The organism is Arthrobacter sp. 7Tela_A1 (assembly GCF_049311065.1).
Taxonomy (GTDB): domain Bacteria; phylum Actinomycetota; class Actinomycetes; order Actinomycetales; family Micrococcaceae; genus Arthrobacter_B.
Genome location: NZ_JAXIOO010000051.1, coordinates 1 through 22,439 on the forward strand (window position 1 = coordinate 1; position 22,439 = coordinate 22,439).

Annotated in this window: 20 protein-coding genes and 1 riboswitch; of the genes, 11 read left to right on the forward strand and 9 right to left on the reverse strand. The window is 64.8% G+C overall.

Annotation, left to right across the window (positions count from 1 at the left end):
* The first annotated feature begins 88 nt into the window (after window positions 1-88).
* Together TVB01_RS15360 and TVB01_RS15365 are read left to right on the forward strand one after the other, a co-directional pair.
* Window positions 89-769, forward strand: coding sequence for an ABC transporter permease (locus TVB01_RS15360; RefSeq protein WP_422456777.1), 681 nt, complete (start codon window positions 89-91; stop codon window positions 767-769).
* Window positions 770-841: 72 nt separating this feature from the next.
* Window positions 842-1,984, forward strand: a complete 1,143-nt coding sequence (locus TVB01_RS15365) for an ABC transporter substrate-binding protein (RefSeq protein ID WP_422456778.1) — start codon at window positions 842-844, stop codon at window positions 1,982-1,984.
* 379 nt (window positions 1,985-2,363) lie between these two features.
* On the opposite strand, the gene TVB01_RS15370 is transcribed toward TVB01_RS15365, so the two are convergent.
* The 6 genes from TVB01_RS15370 to TVB01_RS15395 all read right to left on the reverse strand — a co-directional run bounded on the left by TVB01_RS15370 (window position 2,364) and on the right by TVB01_RS15395 (window position 8,229).
* Entirely contained in the window at window positions 2,364-3,716 is a 1,353-nt protein-coding gene (locus TVB01_RS15370; RefSeq protein WP_422456779.1) for an FtsX-like permease family protein, read from the reverse strand.
* Between the two features lie 14 nt (window positions 3,717-3,730).
* Window positions 3,731-4,489 (reverse strand): ABC transporter ATP-binding protein, encoded by a 759-nt coding sequence (locus TVB01_RS15375; RefSeq protein WP_422456780.1) that lies wholly within the window; start codon window positions 4,487-4,489, stop codon window positions 3,731-3,733.
* 342 nt (window positions 4,490-4,831) lie between these two features.
* On the reverse strand, window positions 4,832-5,299 hold the full coding sequence (locus TVB01_RS15380) for a hypothetical protein (RefSeq protein ID WP_422456781.1): 468 nt from the start codon (window positions 5,297-5,299) through the stop codon (window positions 4,832-4,834).
* A gap of 570 nt (window positions 5,300-5,869) precedes the next feature.
* Window positions 5,870-6,841 (reverse strand): cation transporter, encoded by a 972-nt coding sequence (locus tag TVB01_RS15385; RefSeq protein ID WP_422456782.1) that lies wholly within the window; start codon window positions 6,839-6,841, stop codon window positions 5,870-5,872.
* A complete protein-coding gene (locus TVB01_RS15390) occupies window positions 6,838-7,296 on the reverse strand; it encodes a transporter substrate-binding domain-containing protein (RefSeq protein WP_422456783.1) in 459 nt (152 codons plus the stop codon). The genes TVB01_RS15385 and TVB01_RS15390 overlap by 4 nt, the downstream gene beginning before the upstream one ends.
* A gap of 291 nt (window positions 7,297-7,587) precedes the next feature.
* Window positions 7,588-8,229, reverse strand: a complete 642-nt coding sequence (locus tag TVB01_RS15395) for a hypothetical protein (RefSeq protein ID WP_422456784.1) — start codon at window positions 8,227-8,229, stop codon at window positions 7,588-7,590.
* 113 nt (window positions 8,230-8,342) lie between these two features.
* Here TVB01_RS15395 and TVB01_RS15400 point away from each other — a divergent pair, with 113 nt between their 5' ends.
* The 5 genes from TVB01_RS15400 to TVB01_RS15420 all read left to right on the forward strand — a co-directional run bounded on the left by TVB01_RS15400 (window position 8,343) and on the right by TVB01_RS15420 (window position 13,433).
* The gene (locus TVB01_RS15400; protein ID WP_422456785.1) at window positions 8,343-9,173 is read left to right on the forward strand and encodes a MerR family transcriptional regulator; all 831 of its coding nucleotides are present in this window, start codon (window positions 8,343-8,345) and stop codon (window positions 9,171-9,173) included.
* Between the two features lie 1,257 nt (window positions 9,174-10,430).
* Window positions 10,431-10,892: a hypothetical protein gene (locus TVB01_RS15405; RefSeq protein ID WP_422456786.1), complete on the forward strand. Its 462-nt coding sequence runs from the start codon at window positions 10,431-10,433 to the stop codon at window positions 10,890-10,892.
* Complete coding sequence (locus TVB01_RS15410; protein WP_422456787.1) at window positions 10,892-11,098, forward strand: helix-turn-helix transcriptional regulator; 207 nt, start codon at window positions 10,892-10,894, stop codon at window positions 11,096-11,098. The genes TVB01_RS15405 and TVB01_RS15410 overlap by 1 nt, the downstream gene beginning before the upstream one ends.
* A 46-nt stretch (window positions 11,099-11,144) precedes the next feature.
* Window positions 11,145-12,191, forward strand: coding sequence for a nitronate monooxygenase (locus TVB01_RS15415; RefSeq protein WP_422456788.1), 1,047 nt, complete (start codon window positions 11,145-11,147; stop codon window positions 12,189-12,191).
* Between the two features lie 240 nt (window positions 12,192-12,431).
* Window positions 12,432-13,433 carry an adenosine deaminase gene (locus TVB01_RS15420; RefSeq protein WP_422456789.1) on the forward strand — a complete coding sequence of 334 codons (1,002 nt, stop codon included), beginning with the start codon at window positions 12,432-12,434 and terminating at the stop codon, window positions 13,431-13,433.
* Here TVB01_RS15420 and TVB01_RS15425 read toward each other — a convergent pair.
* A complete protein-coding gene (locus tag TVB01_RS15425; RefSeq protein WP_422456790.1) occupies window positions 13,430-14,743 on the reverse strand; it encodes an APC family permease in 1,314 nt (437 codons plus the stop codon). The two genes, TVB01_RS15420 and TVB01_RS15425, sit on opposite strands and share 4 nt — an antisense overlap.
* Before the next feature lie 127 nt (window positions 14,744-14,870).
* On the opposite strand from TVB01_RS15425, the gene aspS reads away from it, so the two are divergent.
* Window positions 14,871-16,655 (forward strand): aspartate--tRNA ligase, encoded by a 1,785-nt coding sequence (gene aspS / locus TVB01_RS15430; protein ID WP_422456791.1) that lies wholly within the window; start codon window positions 14,871-14,873, stop codon window positions 16,653-16,655.
* Between the two features lie 229 nt (window positions 16,656-16,884).
* Here aspS and TVB01_RS15435 read toward each other — a convergent pair whose 3' ends face one another.
* Both TVB01_RS15435 and TVB01_RS15440 read right to left on the reverse strand, forming a co-directional pair.
* Window positions 16,885-17,391, reverse strand: coding sequence for a flavin reductase family protein (locus tag TVB01_RS15435; protein ID WP_422456792.1), 507 nt, complete (start codon window positions 17,389-17,391; stop codon window positions 16,885-16,887).
* 45 nt (window positions 17,392-17,436) lie between these two features.
* Window positions 17,437-17,556: riboswitch (SAM riboswitch) on the reverse strand.
* A gap of 103 nt (window positions 17,557-17,659) precedes the next feature.
* A complete protein-coding gene (locus TVB01_RS15440; RefSeq protein ID WP_422456793.1) occupies window positions 17,660-18,883 on the reverse strand; it encodes an MFS transporter in 1,224 nt (407 codons plus the stop codon).
* Between the two features lie 72 nt (window positions 18,884-18,955).
* Between TVB01_RS15440 and TVB01_RS15445 the strand changes: the two genes are divergently transcribed.
* The 3 genes from TVB01_RS15445 (at window position 18,956) to rpsD (ending at window position 22,220) form a co-directional block, all read left to right on the forward strand.
* The gene (locus TVB01_RS15445; RefSeq protein ID WP_422456794.1) at window positions 18,956-19,792 is read left to right on the forward strand and encodes a PhzF family phenazine biosynthesis protein; all 837 of its coding nucleotides are present in this window, start codon (window positions 18,956-18,958) and stop codon (window positions 19,790-19,792) included.
* A gap of 115 nt (window positions 19,793-19,907) precedes the next feature.
* Window positions 19,908-21,311, forward strand: coding sequence for a replication-associated recombination protein A (locus tag TVB01_RS15450; RefSeq protein ID WP_422456795.1), 1,404 nt, complete (start codon window positions 19,908-19,910; stop codon window positions 21,309-21,311).
* A 282-nt stretch (window positions 21,312-21,593) separates the two neighbouring features.
* Window positions 21,594-22,220, forward strand: a complete 627-nt coding sequence (gene rpsD, locus TVB01_RS15455) for a 30S ribosomal protein S4 (protein WP_152227785.1) — start codon at window positions 21,594-21,596, stop codon at window positions 22,218-22,220.
* Window positions 22,221-22,439: the final 219 nt, after the last annotated feature.

The window sequence follows — 22,439 nt, forward strand, 5'->3', positions numbered from 1 at the left end:
GGGCGGGGGGGCCGGCCGGGGCCCCCCCTGGGGCGCGCCGGGGGGGGGGGGGGCCGGGCCGCTCCTGCTGTGGCAGGGGGCGGTTTGGGTGCTGGAGATCGAGCCCTTCATCGTTCCGGGACCGCTGGCGATTGCCGGAGCCTTCGCCGGCAATCTGGCGAACGTGCTGGCTGCCGCCGTCGTGACCGGGGTGAACGCCGCCGTCGGGCTGGTGGTTGGAGCCCTGCTGGGGGTCGCAGCCGCTGTGGCCGCAGCTGCTGTGCCGGTGCTGGACCGGCTGGCCGCACCGCTGGTGGTGGCGCTTTCGGTCATACCGATAGTGGCGCTGGCTCCGGTGCTCTACACAATGTTCGGTGCCGACCAGCAGGCCACCCGGCAGATCGTGGCGGGAATCGCCGTCTTCATCCCCGTCTACGTCAACTCGCTGCGCGGTTTCCGGCAGGTGAAGCCGGTGCACCGGGACCTGATGCGTTCCTATGCCGCCGGGAAGTGGCAGATCAGCCGCAGCGTCACTCTGCCCAGTGCAGTGCCGTACATGTTCACCGGCCTGCGGATCGCGTCGTCGCTGGCCGTCGTCTCGGCACTGATTGCCGAGTACTTCGGCGGGCCGGTAGGCGGCCTCGGCAAGTCGGTGACCTCAGCGGCGTCGAGCAGCAACTACACGCTGGCCTGGGCCTACGTGCTTGGCGCCGTCCTGCTTGGACTGTTGTTCTACGCGGTCACCGCCGCGCTGGAGAAGTACTTTTCCCGGCACACCGGCGGCTCCTGAGTCGGGTGCCGCTCCATAGATGTTTCACCGCACCACTCCGTCCGCACTAACCGCCCGTATGAGGGGAAGCACATGAACACACGAAGGAAACCGCTCACCATCCTGGCCTCCGGGCTGGCCGTCACCGCCCTGGCGCTGGCAGGCTGCGGCGGGGAATCCGGGGACGGCTCGGCCGCGGCCGATGAACTTACCCCGGTGAAGCTGCAGCTGCAGTGGTTCGCGCAGGCCCAGTTCGCCGGCTACTACGCAGCCCTGGACCAGGGCTTCTTCGAGGAGGAGGGCCTCGACGTGGAAATCCTGGAGGGCGGCGCCGATATCGTGCCGCAGGATGTCCTGGCCTCCGGCGACGCTGACTACGCCATCTCCTGGGTTCCCAAGGTCCTCGGCTCGATCGAGCAGGGCGCTTCCATCACCAACGTGGCGCAGATCTTCGAACGAAGCGCCACCCTGCAGGTCGCGATGGCGGACTCGGGCATTGACGGTCCCGAAGACCTCGCCGGCAAGAAGGTTGGCTCCTGGGGCTACGGCAATGAGTGGGAGCTGTTTGCCGGTATGCAGCAGGCCGGGGTCGAGATCGATGACATTGAACTGATCCAGCAGGCCTTCGACATGAACGGCTTCCTCGCCGGGGATATCGACGCTGCCCAGGCCATGACCTACAACGAATACGCGCAGGTCCTGGAGACGGAGAACCCGAACACGGGCGAGCTCTACCAGCCGGAGGACCTCACCGTCATCGACTGGAACGAAGAGGGCACCGCGATGCTTCAGGACGCCATTTGGGCGGACACACAGCGGCTCGAGGATGACGAGGAGTACCAGGAAACCACGGTTGCCTTCATCAAGGCCGCCATCAAAGGCTGGGCGTATGCGAAGGACAACCCTGAGGAAGCGGCGGAGATCGTCACCGGGGCCGGGTCCACGCTGGGCACGAGCCACCAGCTGTGGATGACTAACGAAACGTCCAAGCTGATCTGGCCGTCGACTAACGGCGTTGGCCTGATCGATGAGGCTGCGTGGGAACAGACGGTTGAGATCGCCCTGGGCACCAAGAACGAGACCGGTGCGACGATCATCAGTGAGGAGCCGCCGGCTACGGCCTGGACCAACGAGTACGTCGAGAAGGCACTTGCCGAGCTGGAGGAAGAAGGCGTGGACACCAAGGGTGCCGACTTCGCGCCGATTGAGGTTGAGCTTCAGCCCGGAGGCAACTGAGCCGGTTTGAACCCGTGCCGGCCTGGCCGGCGCACCGTCGCATGGGTTTTCTGGGGCCGCCCGCCGGGCGGCCGGGGCTGATGGTGGTGTGCCGGCCAGGCGTCTTTTCGTTGGAGTCCAGCCGGGATATTCACCGGTCAAAAGCTGTAGCGTTTGGGCTACCCTCATCGCGAATCAATGCGGGCGGGGTATATGCGACTCGGGGTTCCTGCGACTGGCGCGGGGCGGTTCGGGGGAGTGGTGCTGCGGTGAGGGACCGGCTTACGGGTCTGCCAGCCAAGCGTGCAGACCCGTGACCTTTCTGGGTGTCACGATGTGAAATGAGGTGCTATCCAACAGAGGCCCCGGGCATTCGGTCTGGACCGCGGCCCTCGCGGCGTCAGTTGGTGAGAGCCGGTTGAATACTGGAGCGGTTCGCATAGATTGTGGGCACGACAGTAGCGATCATTAAGCCTAACAATCCCATGCCGGCCACCACGGACCACGGAACCCAGCTGATCATAAACGTGGCGCCGGGAACGGTCTTGTTCATCGCCGCCCACACAATCGCCAGTGTAGGAATGAGAACGATCAGACTCAGGATGGCTGCTGTGACTGCGTAGATGACTGCTTCCAGAACAGCCGTGAGCAGGATCGCTGACGGTGTGCTGCCGGCGGCCAGAACCAGGGCGTTGTCACGTTCCCTGGCTCGTCCCGACATGAAAACTGCGACGGAAGCGGCCAATGCGGCCAAAATCAGCGGAGCCCCGTAAATGACGAAATTCCCAACCGTGTCGGGAGGAGGACCAGCGACTCCTGACTCAAGGGCGAGTGCCTGTTGGAACATGGCCAGGACGCTGGTGAAGGCACAGACTAGGATGAGGCCCAAAGTTAGCGGAACAATTGCACTGGCACTCTGCACGACGCGGTATCGGCTGGCGTTCCGGGCTAGGAACCACGCTGAGGAAAGCGCTGGTGGAAGCAGGGAGGTCCAGCCTCGCAGCACGAGCGGTGCAACGAGCGGCCCAACACATGCCACTGCGCAGCCGAAAATGAACGGGATAAAGAAACCAGTTGAACCGATTCCCGATAGCGGGATCGATTGAATCCCTATAACCAAACCTGATCCTCCAGCAAGCAACAGGACGAACCATATCCAGCGCACAAACCCAATACCGCCCCGGACTGTTTCGTCGGAGCGCAACGCTATGATCGGCGGAGTCCTACCGGCTGCCCGGGCCGGGCGAAGGCCCGCAAGCACGGTCAGCAGAATCGAGAGCGCAACAACCATGGCCACCGCTTCCGGTGACAGGGACGATCGCAGACCCGCCAGTGACGGGACCCGTGTCCCCAACCATTCGAACAAGGGTTGGATGAACGGCCAGCCGATACAGACACCGGTGATTGCTGCGAGCAGGGCTAAAAAGACCAGCTGACGCAGAACGACGCCGGTCACTCTGCGGGGCGATACCCCGGCAAGCTGCCAGAGCGCATAGGAGCGGCGTTGTTCGGCCAGAGTGAGATTCGCAACTGAGCTGATCACCACGGCGGTGGTTACCACCACTAGAGCTGCAGGCACGGCTGCAAACCCAATGATTCCTTCTATATCCCTGTCGCTTATCGTGTCCTCTGCCCACAAATCAAGCCCTGTGGAGATGAGTCCTGCGGACATGGTCAGAAACACTGCCGCGGCGGCGATGACTGTAAATGCTCCAATCCACAGTCTGAGGTTGTGTCGGAGTTCGGCAAGCACCAGTCGCAGCATAGTTATGAACTCGTCCCGCTGGTGCTGGACTTGAGCCTGGCACGCTCTATGGATTCGAGGATTTCGATGGGCTCGGGACGGAGGAGCTCTTCGTGAATGGTGCCATCGCTCAGCACCAGCACACGGTCTGCACGGGAAGCAGCATCCATATCATGCGTGACCAGGACGACGGAGCGCTCATCTGCCGCGATACCCCTCAACAATCCCAATACGGTCGCCCCGGCCTGTGAGTCCAGCGCACCTGTAGGTTCGTCGGCGAAGACGATCCCGGGTGCCATTGTCAGCACGCGGGCGATAGCGACCCGCTGCTGTTGCCCTCCGGAGAGTTGGGCCGGAGAGTGCTGACCGAAGTCGGAAAGGCCGACTGCGGAGAGAGCCACGTCGACACGTGAGAGAGCGGTTTTATCCCGGGCCAGGCGTGCGGGAAGGGCCACGTTTTCTCGCGCACTCAGTGACGGGATCAGATTGTAGGCCTGAAAAACAAAGCCCATAGATTGTTGCCGCACGGCTGCAAGCTGGCTGATCGACATGCTGCTTATCGGTTCACCGAAAAGCCTCACACTTCCTGACGTGCAGGCTTCCAAGCCTGCCAGACAGTACAAGAGCGTCGATTTTCCCGAACCGGAGGGACCGACTATCGCCACGAGTTCACCCGGTGATACGTGCAGATCGACACCACGCAACACCAAAGTAGTCGGGCTCCGACCGGTACCTCCGAAGGACTTGACGACATTGACTGCTTCCAGCAGTGGTTTCCCCATGCCGCTGAGCCTAACGCTTATTCACCAAAGTCGAGGTTCGTCTTCGAAGGCACCCTCGTCAGTGATGAGTGGTGTCCCGCTGAGGGATCCCTGAGCGGGACACAGCTCACCCGAGGAGCATTAATGGTGCGGACGCCGTACGCTGCATAACCCATGGGCACCTACGGCACGATCCCCTTCTTTGTCTGCATCTTCGGCGGGCTTGCGCTCATCCTCGTCGGCGCGCTTTGGGCGGCGCGAAGCCGAAGTGTTCCTCTATCCGGCTGATGCGGAGCTTCGGTAGCGTGCCGTGAGAGGCGATTCCTGAACGAACACCTCAGTCGTTGCTCAATGGAAAGATGTTTAGCTCGGGGCCTCGTACGCTCCGCAACGGGCCTGGAGTTCAGTAGCAGCCGCGGTCCAGGCATCCGCGTCCAGGTTCCACGACGCGTCCGGGTTATCCGCTATCCGGAGAACATTCTCGGTGGGGGAGGAGAATTGCTTCACCAGCGGAGCGATGTCCGCAGGAGCATCATTGGCAATGGCCAGGACTTCATCGTGGAGCGGGCGCGCATCCTCCGGGCTCATATTGACGCCCGAAGTGCCGCCACCGATCTTCACCACCGAGATCATCTGGGTCAGCGGTCCTTGACCGTCTGCGCCGAGGAGTTTGAGGCATGACTGCTCTTCAGTGTCCCCGACCTCTGGTGCGACGGTGGGGGCTGCGGTTTCCGAAGCAGTTGGCGGTTTGGCCTCGGCTCCTGTAGTGGCCGTACTGCAGCCGGTGAGGAGCAGTAGTGCGAGGACAGGGCTGATGGCAGATATTCTCATGGTTCCCCCGGGGGTCTTTGACGGTGGTGACAATTTAGCCGTTAATTACTTTGGTGTCGAGGAACTACATGCTGTGGCAGGAGTCGCGGCCGTGTCCCGCTCAGGGATGGGCTTTCGCTACGCCAAGGTGCTGCGTCTCGGAGTACGGTCGGTAGATGCGAGCAGAACTCATTGATCCACGGGATCAGACCACGCAGGTCGATGATCCGACCTACAGGGTGTACTTCTGGGCGGACGATGGCGGGAACAAAGAAGAGTGGGAACTGTCAGGAGCAGACCTTCACGAGGTGCTCACTTGGATACCCACCCAAGCCAGAGGCCGATCGCACAGCCTCTGGGCAACCACACGATCTCCGGGCGAAGTTTGTCTTATCCGCTCGCAAGGAATCGATCTAGACACGGACGCCGATTCTTGGCCCTCCTGGGCTCAACAAACATATAGCTAGGCGCACGCTGGCCCATCCTCAAATGGAGCAGCCCGGTGTGGGTCCTTCTGCCCCCGCTACGCTTGGTTGTTGCACCGATGGAATGGGTCATACAGTCTGCGAAACGTGCAGGGCGTTCCCGTGCTCAGGCGCGGGTGACGTCTGGGATGTGGTGGACGGGAATGATGGTGACGTCTCTGATCTTCCAGTCCAGGCTTTTTATGCCGGTGCGGGCTTGTGCAAGGTCGTGGAGGCGAATTCGGTTCGGTGTCGTGGGGACGATGAAGGCTTCGACGTGGAAGACCTGTCCTTCATCGCGCATCCTGACGCCGGAGTCATAGATCCAGTCGAGGGAATCCAGATAGTCCTGGATGGCCTTCAGGAGGGGATGCGGTGCGGCGTCGTTGTAGGTGGTGGCCCGTGCGTCGAGCAGTCCTCGGACGGCGGAGCGCACATTCACGAGGCCGTCCCGGAGGATGGAGAGCGCCACGACGAGCGCGGCCGCCGCGTCGGCCCACCACAGGCCAAGTCCTATGCCGGTCACGCCGATGATGACGGCGACACCAGTCATCCAGTCTGCTTTGTTCATGTCGGCGTCTGCGAACAGGACCTTGTTATGCAGGGGTGCGGCGAGTTTAAGCTTCATGCGGCCCAGGATCACCGGCGGGATGGAGGTGACGATCATCGCTGCGATCATGAGCCAGCCCAGCCAGATAGTGTGCCCGAAAAGGGTGATCCCGCCGATAGTGGGATGTTCGGCGGTAACGAGCTTGAGGCCCGAGTCGATGATGAGGTAGCAGCCCATCCCTGCCAGGGCGGTTGCCGCAACGAGATGGGAGACCCCAATGGTTCGATGATGGCCGAAGGGGCGTTCTCGTGTTGCGGGTTTCCCGGCAACCCGAATGCCGACGAGAAACGCGATCGGCGGGATGAAGGAGAGCATATCCTCGATCCACGCGGTTTTCATGGCTTGTGAGTTGCCGAGTACCAAGAAGATGATGGTGACGCTAACGGCCAGGATCGCGATCGTGGCCCACTCGAGCCGGGTTGCCCGGCGCAATATCCGGGCGACGTCTGCGGGCATCTGCTCCTGCTGAGTGTCGGCGGCCGGCGTCACGGGCGTGCCTGCTTGCGCTCCTGCAGGTACGTATCAAGGTCCAGCAGAAACGCATTTTCGCCTAGCGGAACAGCGAGGACGTGCTTGTGGCGGGAGCCGAATGCGTCAGTCGATTCGGTGTAGGGGCGAGTCAGCCCGGCTTTCTTCGTCCAGGGGGTCTTGTCGGACAGACCGCCGATCACGAGATCGAGTTCGCCTTTCTCCAGCCGGCCCATCAGGTCTTCCTCACCGCCTTGTGTCCATTCGATGTTCGCGTCGAGGGTTTGCGCGTAACGCTCGATGAGTTCGACCTCGCTACCGGACAGGTGCCGTCCCTGATCCTCGACATAGGGAGGGTTCACGGACGCGCCAACCCGCAGCGTCCCACCCGTCACCTCCGTCAGGGTGTGGTCAGGATCGGCGGGGAATTGACCCACACACCCGACCAAAGCTAGGAGCGCGACAGTAGCGGGCACGCTGCGAAGCATCCTTCTCATCCACTGACAGTAGGCACAGCCCGCGGGGATGTCACGCATCGATCCTGAATGCAGCACACCTAGACACTCCCAGCAGTGTTGCTTTGGCGGTTCAGGAACTCAATCAGGGTTACTCGGGTGCGCACCAGCCAATCCTAACGACAATTTAGGAAGGTCCGGCCGAGGATTCCGGGTTTGGGAACCCCGAAAACCACGCCGTCGGGCCAACCGCAGCGTCAGGACTGCAGGTTTCAGCTCCGGGCAGTAAACCGGACCTGGATCCGATTGAGCTCAGCGCGTGGAAGCACCGCCGTTACGAGGCCGCCACCCGGGGGGGCAGGCTCCGATCCCGTATACGAACGGGTCAGTATCGACCTCTGCGCCGGGCACCTCGACTCCATTGATGACGGTTCTGGCCTGGCCGTTGACCATCCGGCCGGTTACTACGGGTGCGTGCTGGTCCCAGGGTTTACCGCCGGGCCAAAGCTGCTGCCGGTACTGGTTCATCAGGATGTGGTTGACGTGGTCAGCCAGGAGGCTTTGAATCGAAGAGTGCGGCTCGCGGTGCCACGTGGTCCGCACGGCCTCCCACAGCTGCGGATAGCGCATCCGCTCCACCTGCTCGATCAGCCAAGGGGGCCGGGGCCATGGCGGAACTTCCTCGATCCCTCTGCGGGTCTCCTCGTCAAGGTCCGCGAGGTTAACCGGGTCTGAGCGATCATCCGGGTTTCGCCAGAGAGTGTAGGTGATGCTCGCCGTCATTTCGCTGTACCCACGTTCATCCATTACATAGTTCAGGCTGACGGAGTCCGTGTCCTCCAGCGACGGCTGGGGCATCAGCCCCAGCACCGGAATAGGCATGAGCTTCAGATTCTCGACCCATTCAGCACGGGGGTCGTGGGCGTCTTCCGGGAGAATGCCAACCCATTCCATGCATAGACTATGAATCAAACGAGGGTGCCTGTAAATGGAAAAGAGTTTAGGGCCCCAAATGTCCCGCTGCTGGATGGCGCGACGTCCCGCCCTGCACTGGAAGGCCTCCGCACATGCATTCGTCCTCTATCCCGCTTCCGCCGCGTCAGGTCGAGATCGGTGACGCGGCACAGCTCGCCGGCACCACTCCGGATGCCATCCATCGCTACCGCGAGACGGGTCTGTTTCCTGAGCTGGAACGGGGCGGCGACGGCCATCACCGATACGGATATGACGACATGATCCGGTTGCTGTGGATCCACAAAATGGTTGGCGCGGGCATCGAAGAGGACGACATCCGTGACATCTTCGCTGACGCTGCTCCTGCTGCCGTCGATAACAGCCGCCACGCCGCCGTCGTGCAGCGCATGCGCACCGTGGAGGGCCGGATGGCTCTGCTCTCCGAGTTCGTCACCGGCCGCCTTAAAAGCCTGCCGGCGGGCTCGCTTCGCCAGGCGGACCTGGACAACCTGCTGGTCATCGAGCGGTTCTTTGGCCCGCTCGGTGCGGCCGTTAATGCCGGCCGCTATATCGCCCTGGCCACTCATCCGGGTCTGCGGGAGGAATCCGACCGCGTCGAGGCCGCCGAGGACGCACTCGATGACACGGTCGCCGTCGACGATCCCCGCGTGGCGCAAGCCGCTGCCGAACGGCATGCTTTTGAACTGCAACTCGACGCTGCCATCAACGATTCCGGTCTGGCGCAGAGCGACAACGAGCTTTTCGACACCTGGGATGCTGTGCATCCCGCTGGCGCAGAAAATGAGGACGACGCCGGCAGCGGGGGAGAGCGGATAAGCCTCATCGAAGCCGTCGGAATGATGCCCTACAACTACTCCCCGGCGCGTCTGCGCTGCATGGAACTGACCGGGGAACTCGCTGCCAACGAGTCTTCCGCTTCCTGACAAGGATGATTCGGGGGGCCGGGTCAGGCATCCTCCTCTACGGGACACAAGAACTGGGCCTTCCGGGGCAAGGGCCCGGGCAAACTTTTTAAGCGCCAGAGCAACGTAATGCCGAGATTGCATCGAAATCCTGGGTATCATGCCCAACATGACGCCCTCTGAGAAGCGGTTTATGTGGGTCCTTTGCGGAGGCATCGTCGCCCTATTCCTGGTTATCACCAGCGGGGCGTTGGGATACATTTTCGATCCCTAGCAGTTGCCCTGTTTGACGTTGCCTTATGGCTATTTGCTGCTGTGAGACCGTCTGAGTCAAGACATTTATAGGGAGTACCAAAAGGGGACACCAAACTAATTTTGGGTCCACACAGCCTGAGCCAGTCCGCAATAATGCAGCCGGCATCGGGCCTGCTCCCGGCGGCGGCGCGGAGAGCTACCTGCTCTCGTAGGCGATTTTCGCCTTGTACTCGATGGATTCATCATTTGTCCTGACCTCAATTGTGTTTTGCCCGGGTGACAGATCAAGGCGCGTAGTGCTTGTCACCCCTGCACTGCCATCGTTGCAGACCGTATGCGCACCGTCTTGCAGGTAAAGTGTTCCGGGGCTGATGCACGTAAGACTCACCCAGACCTGAGTGATTTCCCCGGTCGCGGCATCCAGGGCAATGGACTGCGTACCTGTGTATGTTCCCTCGACGGGAGCGCTGGTTGTTCCTGGACTTTGATCGGTTGAAGCCGATGGGGCGGCTGCGCCTTCCGGCTCACCTTGCCCTGCGCACCCCGTCAGTACGAAACCCGTTATAAGTACGGCCGCTGCCTTGCGTGGTGAAATTATGCAGTTCATCTATTCGACGCTATCAAATGGCGTTTGGCTCGATTGAAGTGCTTGCACCAAGCTCGAAGAGAATAGTAGAAATCCCTGCCGGGGCTGGTGGGCCAAACGGGATTGTGTTAACCTCCGCCGAGACGACCTGCAGGCCAATTATGGTCAACCATATAACCGCCGATATCATCCGCCACTTTCTCCAAGTTGACCTTAATTGCCGAAGGTGAAGCACCGACGGCGACGTCGGTAATGTCAGCCACGGTCCAGTTGCTGCCGGCCGCCACATCGAGCTGGATACCGTCCTCCGTGTACCCGCACTGTACCGTCCGCTCCTCGGTCAGGGATCTAAATACAACCCGGTGGTCAAACACCCTTTACGTATAGGTTGCTTGACAGTACAGTTACCTTGACATGACCCGGAGAAAGGCGAACTGGTGACCGTGAAGAATGCTCAAAGCAAATGGGGCAGAGCGAAATTCGGCGGCAATACCGCTCAGCTGCTGGCCGCCTCGCTGGCCATCGCAGTGCTGGTGTCCGGTGCCCTTGGCTGCCTCTTTATGGTGCTGCGGAACGGGGACGGGCCGCTGCTCGCCTTCGGCATCATGGCAGCCTTCACTCTGCCCGTAACCGCCACCCTCGCCTGGGCGGTGCTGGTTGACCGCACAACCCTTGCCGGGGCCATCGAAAAACCCGAGGACTCCGTCGAATCCGCCTGGTACGAAAAAGCGGCCAGCGGAGCATTCACGGACATTCTCCTGGTGGGGGGACTGGGGTGCACGGCCCTCACGTTCCTGGGAACCGAGGGGACTGCAGGCCTGGTCCTGGGAGGGGTCGTGGCCTTCGCCATGCTGGACTTCGGCGTGCGCTACCTCTGGCACAAGAAAACCGCGGCCTGATGGAAAACTCGCTGACCCTCCGCCGTTCAGAGCGCGGCTGGTCCCAGCAGCACCTGGCCGACGAACTGGGAGTCTCCCGGCAGACCATCATCTCCATTGAAAAAGGCCGGTACGATCCATCACTGCCTCTGGCTTTCCGGCTGGCCGCCGTTTTCGACTGCCGGATCGAAGACCTGTTCACCCCTGAGCAGGCCTCCGGCGACTGACCTGCCGTATCTCCCGAAAGGTACCCCTCTCCAGAAAGGCGCACCGATGACTGCCCCGCTGCTGCCCTCCCGCCTGCCGATAGCCGCAGCGCCCATGGCCGGCGGACCAACGACGACGGCGCTGGCCGCCGCAGTTGCCGAAGCCGGCGGGTTTGCGTTTCTGGCAGCTGGCTACAAAACGCCGGAAGCCCTCTCCGCAGAAATCAGTGTGATGCGAGCCGCAGGGCTGCCCTTCGGTGTGAACCTTTTTGTTCCCGCCCCTGGAACCGTCGACGCAGCCGCCTTCCGCGCCTATGCCCGGCAGCTGCAGCCGGAAGCGGAGCGCTACGGACTGACGCTCAGCGAACAGCCGGTGGTGGACGACGACTACTGGGAGGAAAAACTCGCGCTGCTGACCCAGGATCCAGTCGACGTCGTTTCGCTGACCTTTGGTCTGCCGGTGCCGTCGGACATCGCCGCGCTGCAGGCAGTCGGAACCACAGTCCTCGCCTCGGTAACCACTCCAGAGGAAGCACACCAGGCGCAGGCCGCCGGCGTCGACGGTCTGGTGGTCCAGGGGCCGCAGGCCGGGGGACACAGCGCCACCTTCGACCCGGCCCGCAGGATTGAGCCGGTGAGTACCGAGGACCTGGTCCGGTCGGTGAGCGCGGAGACGGGTTTGCCGCTGATTGCCGCGGGCGGAGTTGATGGCCCTGCTGTGGTCCGCGCACTGCTGGCTGCCGGTGCCCAGGCGGTGGCCGTGGGCACACTGCTGCTGGGTACCAACGAAGCCGGCACCTCACCAACCCACCGGGCAGCCCTGACCGACGACGCCTTCACCGAGACAGTCCTCACCCGCGCCTTCACCGGCCGTCCGGCACGGGCACTGCGCAACGGCTTCATCGACCGGCACGAGCCGCGTGCGCTGAACGCCTATCCCGCCGTCCACCACCTCACCCGCGCCCTGCGCCAGGCTGCCGGCAAAGCGGGCGACGCCGGCACCGTGCATCTTTGGGCCGGCACGGGCTGGCGCGGCGCTCCCAGCGGACCGGCGGCCGGTGTCGTCGGCTGGCTGGCCGGCGAACAGCCGCGGCCTGGGCAATCCACCCAGTAGTCCGACCCGGGACCATCATCCGGTGATGTTGGCCCACCATTCCCAGCGTCCGGGGCAGGTGTGACCGGTGGGATCACACCAGCACCACCGGTAACTAAGCGTGGGAATCCCGGGCGAAGCGGAAAGCACGGTTTCCAGCAGCTGTGCCGCATACCCGGAATGGTCTCCGCGGCGGCCGCAACCTAGGCTTAAAGGGACGCCGCTACGCCGCCGCCACCCGAAACCTTTGAGAGGACCGTCTTGAGCAAGCTGCCCTGCGCCGAACTCCACCTGCACATTGAAGGAACCCTGGAGCCGGAGCTGATCTTTGAACTGGCTGCCCGCAACGGCATCGAGCTGCCCTACGCAGACCTGGATGAGCTTCGTGCCCGCTACGAGTTCACGGACCTGCAGTCCTTCCTGGATCTCTACTACGCCAACATGGACGTACTGCGCACCGAAGCCGACTTCGCCGCCATGACCCGCGCCTACCTGGCACGGGCAGCAGCAGCCGGAGTGCGGCACGTGGAACTGATGGTGGATCCCCAGGCACACCTGGCCCGCGGCGTCGCGCTTGAAACCTGCATCGGGGGAGTGGCGTCCGTGCTGGAGACCTCTGAGGCGGAGTTCGGTATCTCCACCGGGCTGATTGCGGCATTCCTGCGCGACCGTCCGCAGGAAGAAGCGTCCCGGGTCCTCGCCGACCTGCTGGCCATGGACGCGCCCATCATCGGTATTGGCCTCGACTCCGCAGAACTTGGCAACCCGCCGGAGAACTTTGTTCCGCTCTACGAGCAGGCCCGCGCGGCCGGACTGAAGCTGGTGGCGCACGCAGGGGAGGAGGGCCCGTCCCACTACATCGAACAGGCCCTGGACCTGCTGCTGGTAGACCGGATCGACCACGGTATCCGCTGCATGGATGACCCGGAACTGGTCGCTCGGCTCGAGCGCGACCAGATTCCGCTGACCATCTGCCCGCTCTCGAATGTCCGGCTCCAGGCCGTCGATTCACTGGAATCCCATCCACTGCCGCTGCTGCTGGAACAGGGCCTGAACGTCTCGGTGAACTCCGACGATCCGGCGTACTTCGGCGGCTACGTCGATGACAACTTTGCCGTCCTCCGTGAAACCTTCGACCTCAACCCCGCGCAGCTGGCCAGGCTCGCGGAGAACTCCATTACGGCGTCGTTCGCTTCTGCTGAACGCAAAGCCGAGCTGCTCGCGGAGATCGAGGCATGGCTCCTGGCGGAGGGAATCGCCTAGTCCGGCTGCCGGGGCCCGCCGGGACGGCCGCCAGCGTCGCTGCGCCCCCGGCGGAACGTCAGCCGCACCACGGCACCGGCAACAACCGCCATCAGCCCCAGCGCAATGTCCAGCAGCGGAAGGGACAGCGCCAGCAGCAGCGCTCCGGCAAGGCCCAGCACGTTCAGTGCCCGCGGCGTATACCAGCGCCGCGAGCGCAGCGTGAAAGCGATCACGGCGGTACCCCCGGCATAGAGCAGCCCGGTAAATGCCGCGACCCCCAGTAACGTGGGCGCCGGGAACGCAAGGATGAGGACAATGACGACGCCGGCTCCGGCCGACACGCCGACCCATGGGGTTTCAGGCCGGCCGCGCAGCAGGGACCGCTGGCTGCCGAACAGCCGGGGGAGTTCGCCTTCGGCGGCCATGGACGCAGCGATGCGTGCGCCGCCCGCGTTCAGGGCAGAGAGCGCGCCGAGCCCTGCGGCAGCCGCGGCAATCAGGACGACGCCGGTCCCCACACCACCGCTGACTTCTGAGACAGGGACCGTCAGGGGAGCGGTCTCCGCTGCGAGTCCCGGCGCTCCGAAGTAGCTGAGCAGTGATTCACCGAGCACCAGGTAAAGGCCCAGGACGACGGCGATGGCTGCCGGCAGCGCCAGCGGAATGTTGCGTCCGGGGGAGCGGACGTGCGGCCCCAGCGAAGCCAGATAGCCGTAGCCAATGAACGCAAAATACAGCAGCGCCGAGCTTTCCAGGATCCCGGAAAAGCCGGGTTCAGGAAGCGTTGCGAGTTTGGGGACCCCGCCGGGCTGATCCGAGTTGAACGCCACTACGGCAACGAAGGCAAGCACGGCGATCACGAACGCGACAATGAACCGGGACACCCAGTCGCTGCGGGTGGCGCCGGCCAGGTTAAGCAGCGCCGTCACCGTGACCGCGCCTATTGCCACCGCCACGCCATAGTCCGGCAGCAGGTAGGCGCCCAGCATCAGCGCCGCCACTGCAGCTGCCGCCAGCCGGGAACACAGGAAGATCCATCCGGTGACGAAAGCCGCAGTCGGACCCAGGATGACCCGCGCCGCCCGGGTACCGCCGTCGTCGTAATTGGCCTGGCCCTCATCCAGCGCCGCGCTGATCTGGAAAATCGCCACGGCGCACGCATAGGCGACGACGGCGGCGATCGCCAGAGGCAACGCCAGCGGGCCGCCGTCCGCAGCCACGGCCGCGGGGAAGACGACGAAGACTCCGGCGCCCACGATGGATCCGATGCCGGCAGTCGTCGCGTCGAAGCCGCCCAGCGGGCGGTGCATGGCAGCGTTGCCGGACACTCATCCTCCGATCAGTCTGCCCTTGGCCGGGAACAGAAGGTATCACCGGTAAACTCAAAGAAGATCTCTACTCACAATGGGCGGAAACAGGTGGTTTCCGCAACCAATCGAAGTTGAAAGGACTGCTGTGCTGCGCACACATGCCCTTGGTTCCCTGAGGGCCGAGCATATTGGACAGACCGTCACCCTGGCCGGCTGGGTAGCCCGCCGCCGGGACCACGGAGGCGTGGCCTTCCTCGACCTGCGTGATGCCTCCGGCGTTGCCCAGGTTGTTGTCCGTGAAGAGGATGTCTTCCACGGCCTGCGCAACGAGTACGTCCTGCAGATCACCGGCAAGGTGGAGCGCCGCCCCGAAGGCAACGAGAACCCCGCGCTGGCCACCGGCGAGGTGGAGGTCATTGCGGACGACGTCGTCATCCTGAACACCTCCGATCCGCTGCCGTTCCAGATTGACGAGCACGTGGAGGTCGGCGAGGAAGCCCGCCTGAAGCACCGCTACCTGGACCTGCGCCGCCCGGCCCCCGCCGCTGCCATGCGCCTGCGCTCGGAAGCCAACCGGGTGGCCCGCGAACTGCTCCACGACGAGGGCTTCGTTGAAATCGAAACCCCGACCCTGACGCGTTCGACGCCGGAAGGCGCCCGCGACTTTGTGGTCCCGGCACGCCTGGCCCCGGGTTCCTGGTATGCGCTGCCGCAGTCCCCGCAGCTGTTCAAGCAGCTGCTGCAGGTGGGCGGCTTCGAGAAGTACTACCAGATTGCCCGCTGCTACCGCGACGAAGACTTCCGCGCTGACCGCCAGCCGGAGTTCACACAGCTGGACATCGAAGCCAGCTTCGTGGAAGAGAACGACATCATTGCCCTCGGCGAGCAGATCGTGAAGGCGCTGTGGAAGCTGATCGGCGTCGAGATCCAGACCCCGATCGCCCGGATGACCTACGCCGACGCCATGGCACGCTACGGCTCGGACAAGCCGGACCTGCGCTTCGGCTTGGAACTGACTGAGCTCACCGAGTTCTTCAAGGACACCACCTTCCGTGTCTTCCAGGCACCGTACGTCGGCGCCGTCGTGATGCCGGGCGGTGCCTCGCAGGCCCGCCGCACGCTGGATGCCTGGCAGGAATGGGCCAAGCAGCGCGGTGCCAAGGGCCTGGCCTATGTGCTGGTCCAGGAAGACGGCACCCTCACCGGTCCGGTCGCCAAGAACCTCACCGACTTCGAGCGCGAGAACCTGGCCGAGAAGGTCGGCGCCAAGCCCGGCGACTGCATCTTCTTCGCCGCCGGCGACGCGTCCTCCGCACGGGCCCTGCTCGGTGCGGCCCGCGTGGAAATTGGCCACCGCACCGGCCTGATCGATCCCAAGGACTGGGCCTTCGTCTGGATCGTTGACGCCCCGATGTTCGAGCCCGCCGCCGCGGCCGTTGCCGCCGGTGACGTTGCCGCAGGCGAAGGCGAGTGGACTGCCGTGCACCACGCCTTCACCTCGCCGAAGCCCGAGTTTGTGGACACCTTTGACACGGATCCCGGCTCGGCCCTGGCCTACGCCTACGACATCGTGTGCAACGGCAACGAGATTGGCGGCGGTTCCATCCGTATCCACCGCCGCGACGTGCAGGAACGCGTGTTCAAGGTCATGGGCATCTCCGAGGAGACCGCCCAGGAGCAGTTCGGCTTCCTGCTCGAAGGCTTCAAGTACGGCGCTCCGCCGCACGGCGGCATCGCCTTCGGGTGGGACCGCGTGGTGGCCCTGCTGGCCGGTGCCGACTCCATCCGCGACGTCATCGCCTTCCCGAAGTCCGGCGGCGGCTACGATCCGCTGACCTCCGCTCCGGCGCCGATCAGCGCCCAGCAGCGCAAGGAAGCCGGCGTGGACTTCAAGCCGGAGAAGAAGCAGGAGAAGCCCGCAGAGGCTTAACTGCAGCTAACAGTGCCCGGCCACCGAAGGGTGTGCCGGGCACTGTGCTTTCGGAGTCCGTACTGGAACTCATCCAGCACGCCCTCCCGTCCCAGGATTTGCGGGGGAGTGGCCCCGGCGGAAGACCGGAACGGGTTTCCAGGCTGGACAGACTCCTGTGAGCCGCTGTGTGCTTCATGAGTTTGCGCGGGCTCGATGAGTCCATATGGGTTCGATGAGTTTCCGCCGGTCAGGCGAAGGCAGGAACCGCCAGATTGCGGAACGCCGAACCGTGGAAGACGAGTGGCTCATGGGCATCCCCGTGGGTGGAATAGCCATGGACCCGGAGCAGCACTACGGCGTGGTCCCCGGCCGGGACCTCGTTCTCCACCGACGTCTCCAGCCAGAGCGCTGCCTCGTCGAGGAACAGGGCACCGGAAGCGGCGTCGTGCAGGTCGAGTCCGGCAAAGCGGTCGCCGTCGCGGGAAGCGATCTGGCGGCAGACGCCGTCGTGCCCGGAACCCAGGACGGAGACTCCGATGCGCCCCGCCTGCTTCAGCACCGGCCAGGTCCGGGAGGTGTTCTGCACGGCGAACATCACCAGCGGCGGGTCCATGGACACCCCTACGGTGAAGGACGAGGCGACGATCCCCTGGGGAACGCCGTCGACCACGGCACACAGCGCGGCAATACCTGACGGAAAACGGCCAAAGGCACGGCGGAGTGCCGCCGGCTGAAAATCGGTTTCAAGAGACATGGGGATCCTTCGCCTGACGCATCTCCGTGCTGGGCAGCAGCGAAGGTGCTGTACTTGCGGCACCGGGAAATCCGCCGGAGCCGCCGAATCGTCACCTGGAGCACCCCGCTACGGCGAGAGGGTTGCCGTCCAGCCGGCCAGGGCCTGTGGCTGGAACTCTTGATTCTGTCCACCAATCTAGGGGCGCGGCATGGCGGGTGCAAACCCGGGGTGCACGGCGTACATACGCCGCAACAGTTCGTAACGGGGTGTCTTGGGAGTGCGGCCGTTATTCCGGCAGCAGCTCCCGGGGTGTGTTCGCCGTGTCCGGACCGGGACGGTCCCGGACGCCCATCTTCGCCAGCGCCAGCGGTCCCAGCACGCTTCCGGCCAGCAGGATGGCAGCGAAGACCAGGCAGGCGGCCTGCCAGGAGTCCCCGGCGTACAGGAAGCCCGCGAGCAGCGAACCAACGGCTGCGCCGAGCAGACCCGCGTTTCCGAGAATGCTCATCGCCCGGCCGAGGAGGCGCGGGTTCAGCTCGGCGGCTACCTCCCCGTACATCGGCAGCAACAGCGCCCAGGAAACGCACGTGAGTACCCAGAGCGCCGCTATGGCCAGGGGTGCTGGGGAGAAGGCGAGTCCGGCCGCCGTCAGCGCCGAGGCGATGCTCGCTGTGACGTAGCCCGTGCGGCGTCCGTACCGCTGCACGAACCGGTGCAGCATCCGCGGCAGCATGGTGAGCACTATCCCGCCGGGGAGATACACCAGCGCGATCTGGTAGACCTCAAGCCCAAATGCTCCCTGCAGGTGCAGCAGGAGCAGCAGGCCGACGCCGGCTTCGGCCACGGCTGTTCCTCCGGCGACAAACAGCAGGGGAGCCATCCGGACCACATCGCCGCGGTAGCTCCGCGGTGGATGCAGCGAGTCCCGAACCGGCCCGGAACCGTCTTCCGGCGACGTCGGACGCCTGCGCGGAGCGCAAAGCAGCACCACGGCGGCGGCGGTACAGGCGAGGGCGAGGGCACCCAGGACTCCGGCAAATCCGACGGCGGGCAGCAGCACCATCGCCGGCACCCAGAAAAACCAGGAACCAAATGCTTCGGAGGAGAGCAGGCCCGCCATGGAACCTGAATCACGGTCCAGGTACTCTGCGGCAAGGGCGCGGACCGACACCCAGAAGAGGGCCCCGCCCACACCGCCCAGGATCGCCGCACCGAAGGCAACGGACAAGGAACCGGCCAGTGCGTAGCCAAGGCAGCTCACGGCATAGAGCGCAGCGCCGGAGGCCGCGGTGACGGTCCTCGGCCGCTTATCCGCCAGCCAGCCCGCTGCCGGGCGGGCGGCGACCGACACAAGGAGCTCGGCCGCAACCAGGATCCCGATCGCTTCCGCGCCGATCCCCAGTTCGCTGCCGGCCCACAGCGGAACCAGGAAATCGAGGATCTCCGCGGACCCGCCAAGCAGCACGGCAGCAGTTCCGGCCGCTTTCCTCCCGGCGGGCACTCTGTTCATGCGCCGATCCTAGCCAGCCACGGACACGGTGATGGGGAAGGTGCCGGCCGGGCGAGCCATTACAGTGTCCGCATGAGACAACGCTGGTTTAAACAGGTAGACGTCTTCGGCAACAAGCCGTACCAGGGCAACCCGCTGGCCGTGGTGCTGGACGGGGAGGGCCTCGACGACGAACAGATGCAGCAGTTTGCCCGCTGGACGAACCTCTCCGAAACCACCTTCATCCTGCCTGCCACGCAGGACGAGGCAGACTACCGGGTCCGGATCTTCACTCCCGGAGGCGAAATTCCTTTTGCCGGGCACCCCACCCTGGGCACCTGCCACGCCTGGACGGAAGCCGGAAACACCCCGATGAAGCCGGGGCTCGTGGTCCAGGAGTGCGGAATCGGCCTGGTTCCGCTCCGGGTCAACGCCGGCCTCGCGGCGTTCGCGGCGCCCCGCCTGATCCGCACCGGACCCGTGGAGGAGGACATCCTGGCCAAGGTCACAGCCGCCCTGGGCCTGCAGCCGGACCAGGTGAAGGGCCACCAGTGGGTGGATAACGGCCCGGGCTGGCTGGGACTGCTGCTCCCTGACGCCGAAACGGTGCTGTCGCTGACGCCGGACCATGCCGCCATTGGCGGCCTCCGGGTGGGGGTCATTGGCCCGCAGCCCGAATCGGCGGAAACGGACTTCGAGGTCCGCGCCTTCGCGCCCGGCCTGGGTGTGTCGGAGGACCCGGTCACGGGCAGCCTCAACGCCGGCCTGGCGCAGTGGCTGATCGGGCAGGGGATCGCGGAGGAGCGCTACACCATCACGCAGGGCACGGCCGTCCACCGGTCCGGCCTGGTGCGGGTGTTCACCAGGGAGGGCCGGATCTGGATTGGCGGCGAGTCGGTCACCTGCATTGACGGCTCCGTTACCCTGTAATCCCTCATCGAGATGGCAGAAACTGCACGTATGAACGCTCAAACGGGCAGTTTCTGTTATCTCGTGGGGGAGGGATGCGGAGTCGAGCGTCAGGGGGCACGGGTAGCCTTGAAGCGTGAATGACTTGTTCAGCAGCGATGAGGACCAGGACCCCGCAGGCGGCGGCGACGCGGCCGGGGAACGGGACGACGACGGCGCCCGGCAGCGCCCGCGCAGCCCCCTGGCCGTGCGGATGCGTCCCCGCAGCCTGGATGAGGTGGTGGGCCAGCAGCACCTGCTCACCCCCGGTTCACCGCTGCGGACCCTTGCCGAAGCGCCGCAGGGCGGACCGGCGGGCCCGTCCTCGGTCATGCTCTGGGGCCCTCCGGGCACTGGAAAGACGACGCTTGCCCACGTGGTTGCCCGCGGCCCGGGCCGCAAGTTCGTGGAGCTCTCGGCGATCACCTCCGGCGTGAAGGACGTGCGCCGGGTCATGGATGAGGCACTGACGTCCCGGGACCTGCACGGTGTCACAACCGTGCTCTTCCTCGACGAGATCCACCGCTTCAACAAGGCGCAGCAGGATGCGCTGCTGCCCGGGGTGGAGAACCGCTGGGTGGTCCTGATCGCCGCGACCACGGAGAACCCGTCCTTCTCCGTTGTCTCTCCGCTGCTCTCCCGGTCCCTGCTCCTGACGCTGAAACCGCTCACCGAAGAAGACATTGCGGGCCTGCTGGTCCGCGCCGTCAAGGATGAACGCGGCCTCGCCGGCCGGGTGGAGCTCAGCGACGAAGCACTCGAGCACCTGGTCCGCCTCGCGGCCGGGGACGCTAGGCGCGGTCTGACCGCGCTGGAAGCCGCCGCCGGCGTCGCCTATTCCGAACGTGATCCGGACGTGGAAATCCCTGCCGTCCTTCTTGAACACGCCGAACAGGCCCTGGACGTCGCGGCCCTGCGCTATGACCGCGCGGGGGACCAGCACTACGACGTCACCAGTGCCTTCATCAAGTCGCTGCGGGGATCCGACGTCGACGCCGCCCTGCACTACCTGGCCAAGATGCTCGAAGCGGGGGAGGACCCGCGGTTCATCTCCCGAAGGCTCATGATCTCGGCGGCAGAAGACGTGGGCATGGCGGACCCGACGGCGCTGCAGACCGCCGTAGCGGCAGCCCAGGCCGTGCAGATGATCGGCATGCCCGAGGGCCGGCTGATCCTTGCCGAGGCCGTGGTGCACATTGCCACGGCGCCGAAGTCCAATGCGTCCTATAAAGCCATCGGCGCCGCAACGGCGGACGTGCGGGCCGGCTACGGCACGGGCGTTCCGCCGCACCTGCGCGACGCACACTATCCCGGGGCCAAGCAGCTCGGGCACGGCAAGGGCTACATCTATTCGCATGACCAGCCGCACGGCGTGGCGACACAGCAGTACGCTCCGGACGACCTGGTGGGCAAGGACTACTATCAGCCCACAGCCAACGGCGCCGAGCGGGACATCTCTGCCCGGCTGGAGCGGCTGCGCGGGATCATCCGCGGCAAGTAGGCGGGGCCCTTCCGCGGCGCACCGCCCATGTGCAGGCTCCAGCGGCAGGCCCCTGCGTGCTAGGATTGATGGTTGACTGGCAAGCGCAACGCCGGAACTCCCCACCACGACACCGGATACCCTCCGGAGCCAGGTGGATCTGTGTCCCGGCAGCTGCGTTGCAGCAGAAGGCAGCGGTTGGCCGGAGCTCTCCCTAATGGAGGCCAGTGACTACGTATTAGCCGTGTACGGCGGGGCAACCCGGCGGCACGCGGCAAGACCGCCAAACAGTGAAAGGTGAACGTGGCTAACAACACACGTGCACGCCGTCAGGCCCGCGCTTCGCGCGCCCTCGGCATTGCTTTGACCCCCAAGGCAGCAAAGTACTTCGAGCGCCGGCCTTACCCCCCGGGTGAGCACGGCCGCGCCCGCCGCAAGCAGGACAGCGACTACGCAGTCCGCCTGCGCGAAAAGCAGCGCCTGCGCGCACAGTACGGCATCCGCGAAGCACAGATGACCCGTGTCTTCGAGGAAGCCCGCCGCACCGCCGGTCTGACCGGTGAAAACCTGATCGAGCTTCTCGAGATGCGTCTTGACGCCCTCGTGCTGCGTGCCGGCTTTGCCCGGACGATCGCCCAGGCCCGCCAGCTTGTTGTGCACCGCCACATCATGGTTGACGGCGCCCGCGTGGACCGCCCGTCGTTCCGCGTGTCCGAAGGCCAGCTCATCCATGTGCACCAGCGCAGCGAGACCATGACGCCGTTCCAGGTTGCCGCTGCCGGCGCCCACCGCGATGTCCTGCCCGCTGTTCCGGGTTACCTGGATGTCTCCCTGGACAAGCTGCAGGCTCGCCTGGTTCGCCGCCCGAAGCGCTCGGAAATCCCCGTGACCTGCGAAGAGCAGCTCGTGGTGGAATACTACGCACGCTAATTCGACTGCGCTCCCGCCTGCGGGAGCCAAGGCGAAACTGGAACAGGCCCCCGCCCGTGTGCCCCCCGGGGGGGTGGTTTTCCGCGCGGGGGGCCCCCCCCCCCGGGGGGGGGCGCCCCCCCCCCCCCCCCCCGGGGGCCCCGGGGGCCCCCCCGGGGGGCCGCACCGGAACGGCGCCAACGAAATTCCTGTGCTCGCAGGGCTCGCAAGGAATATGAA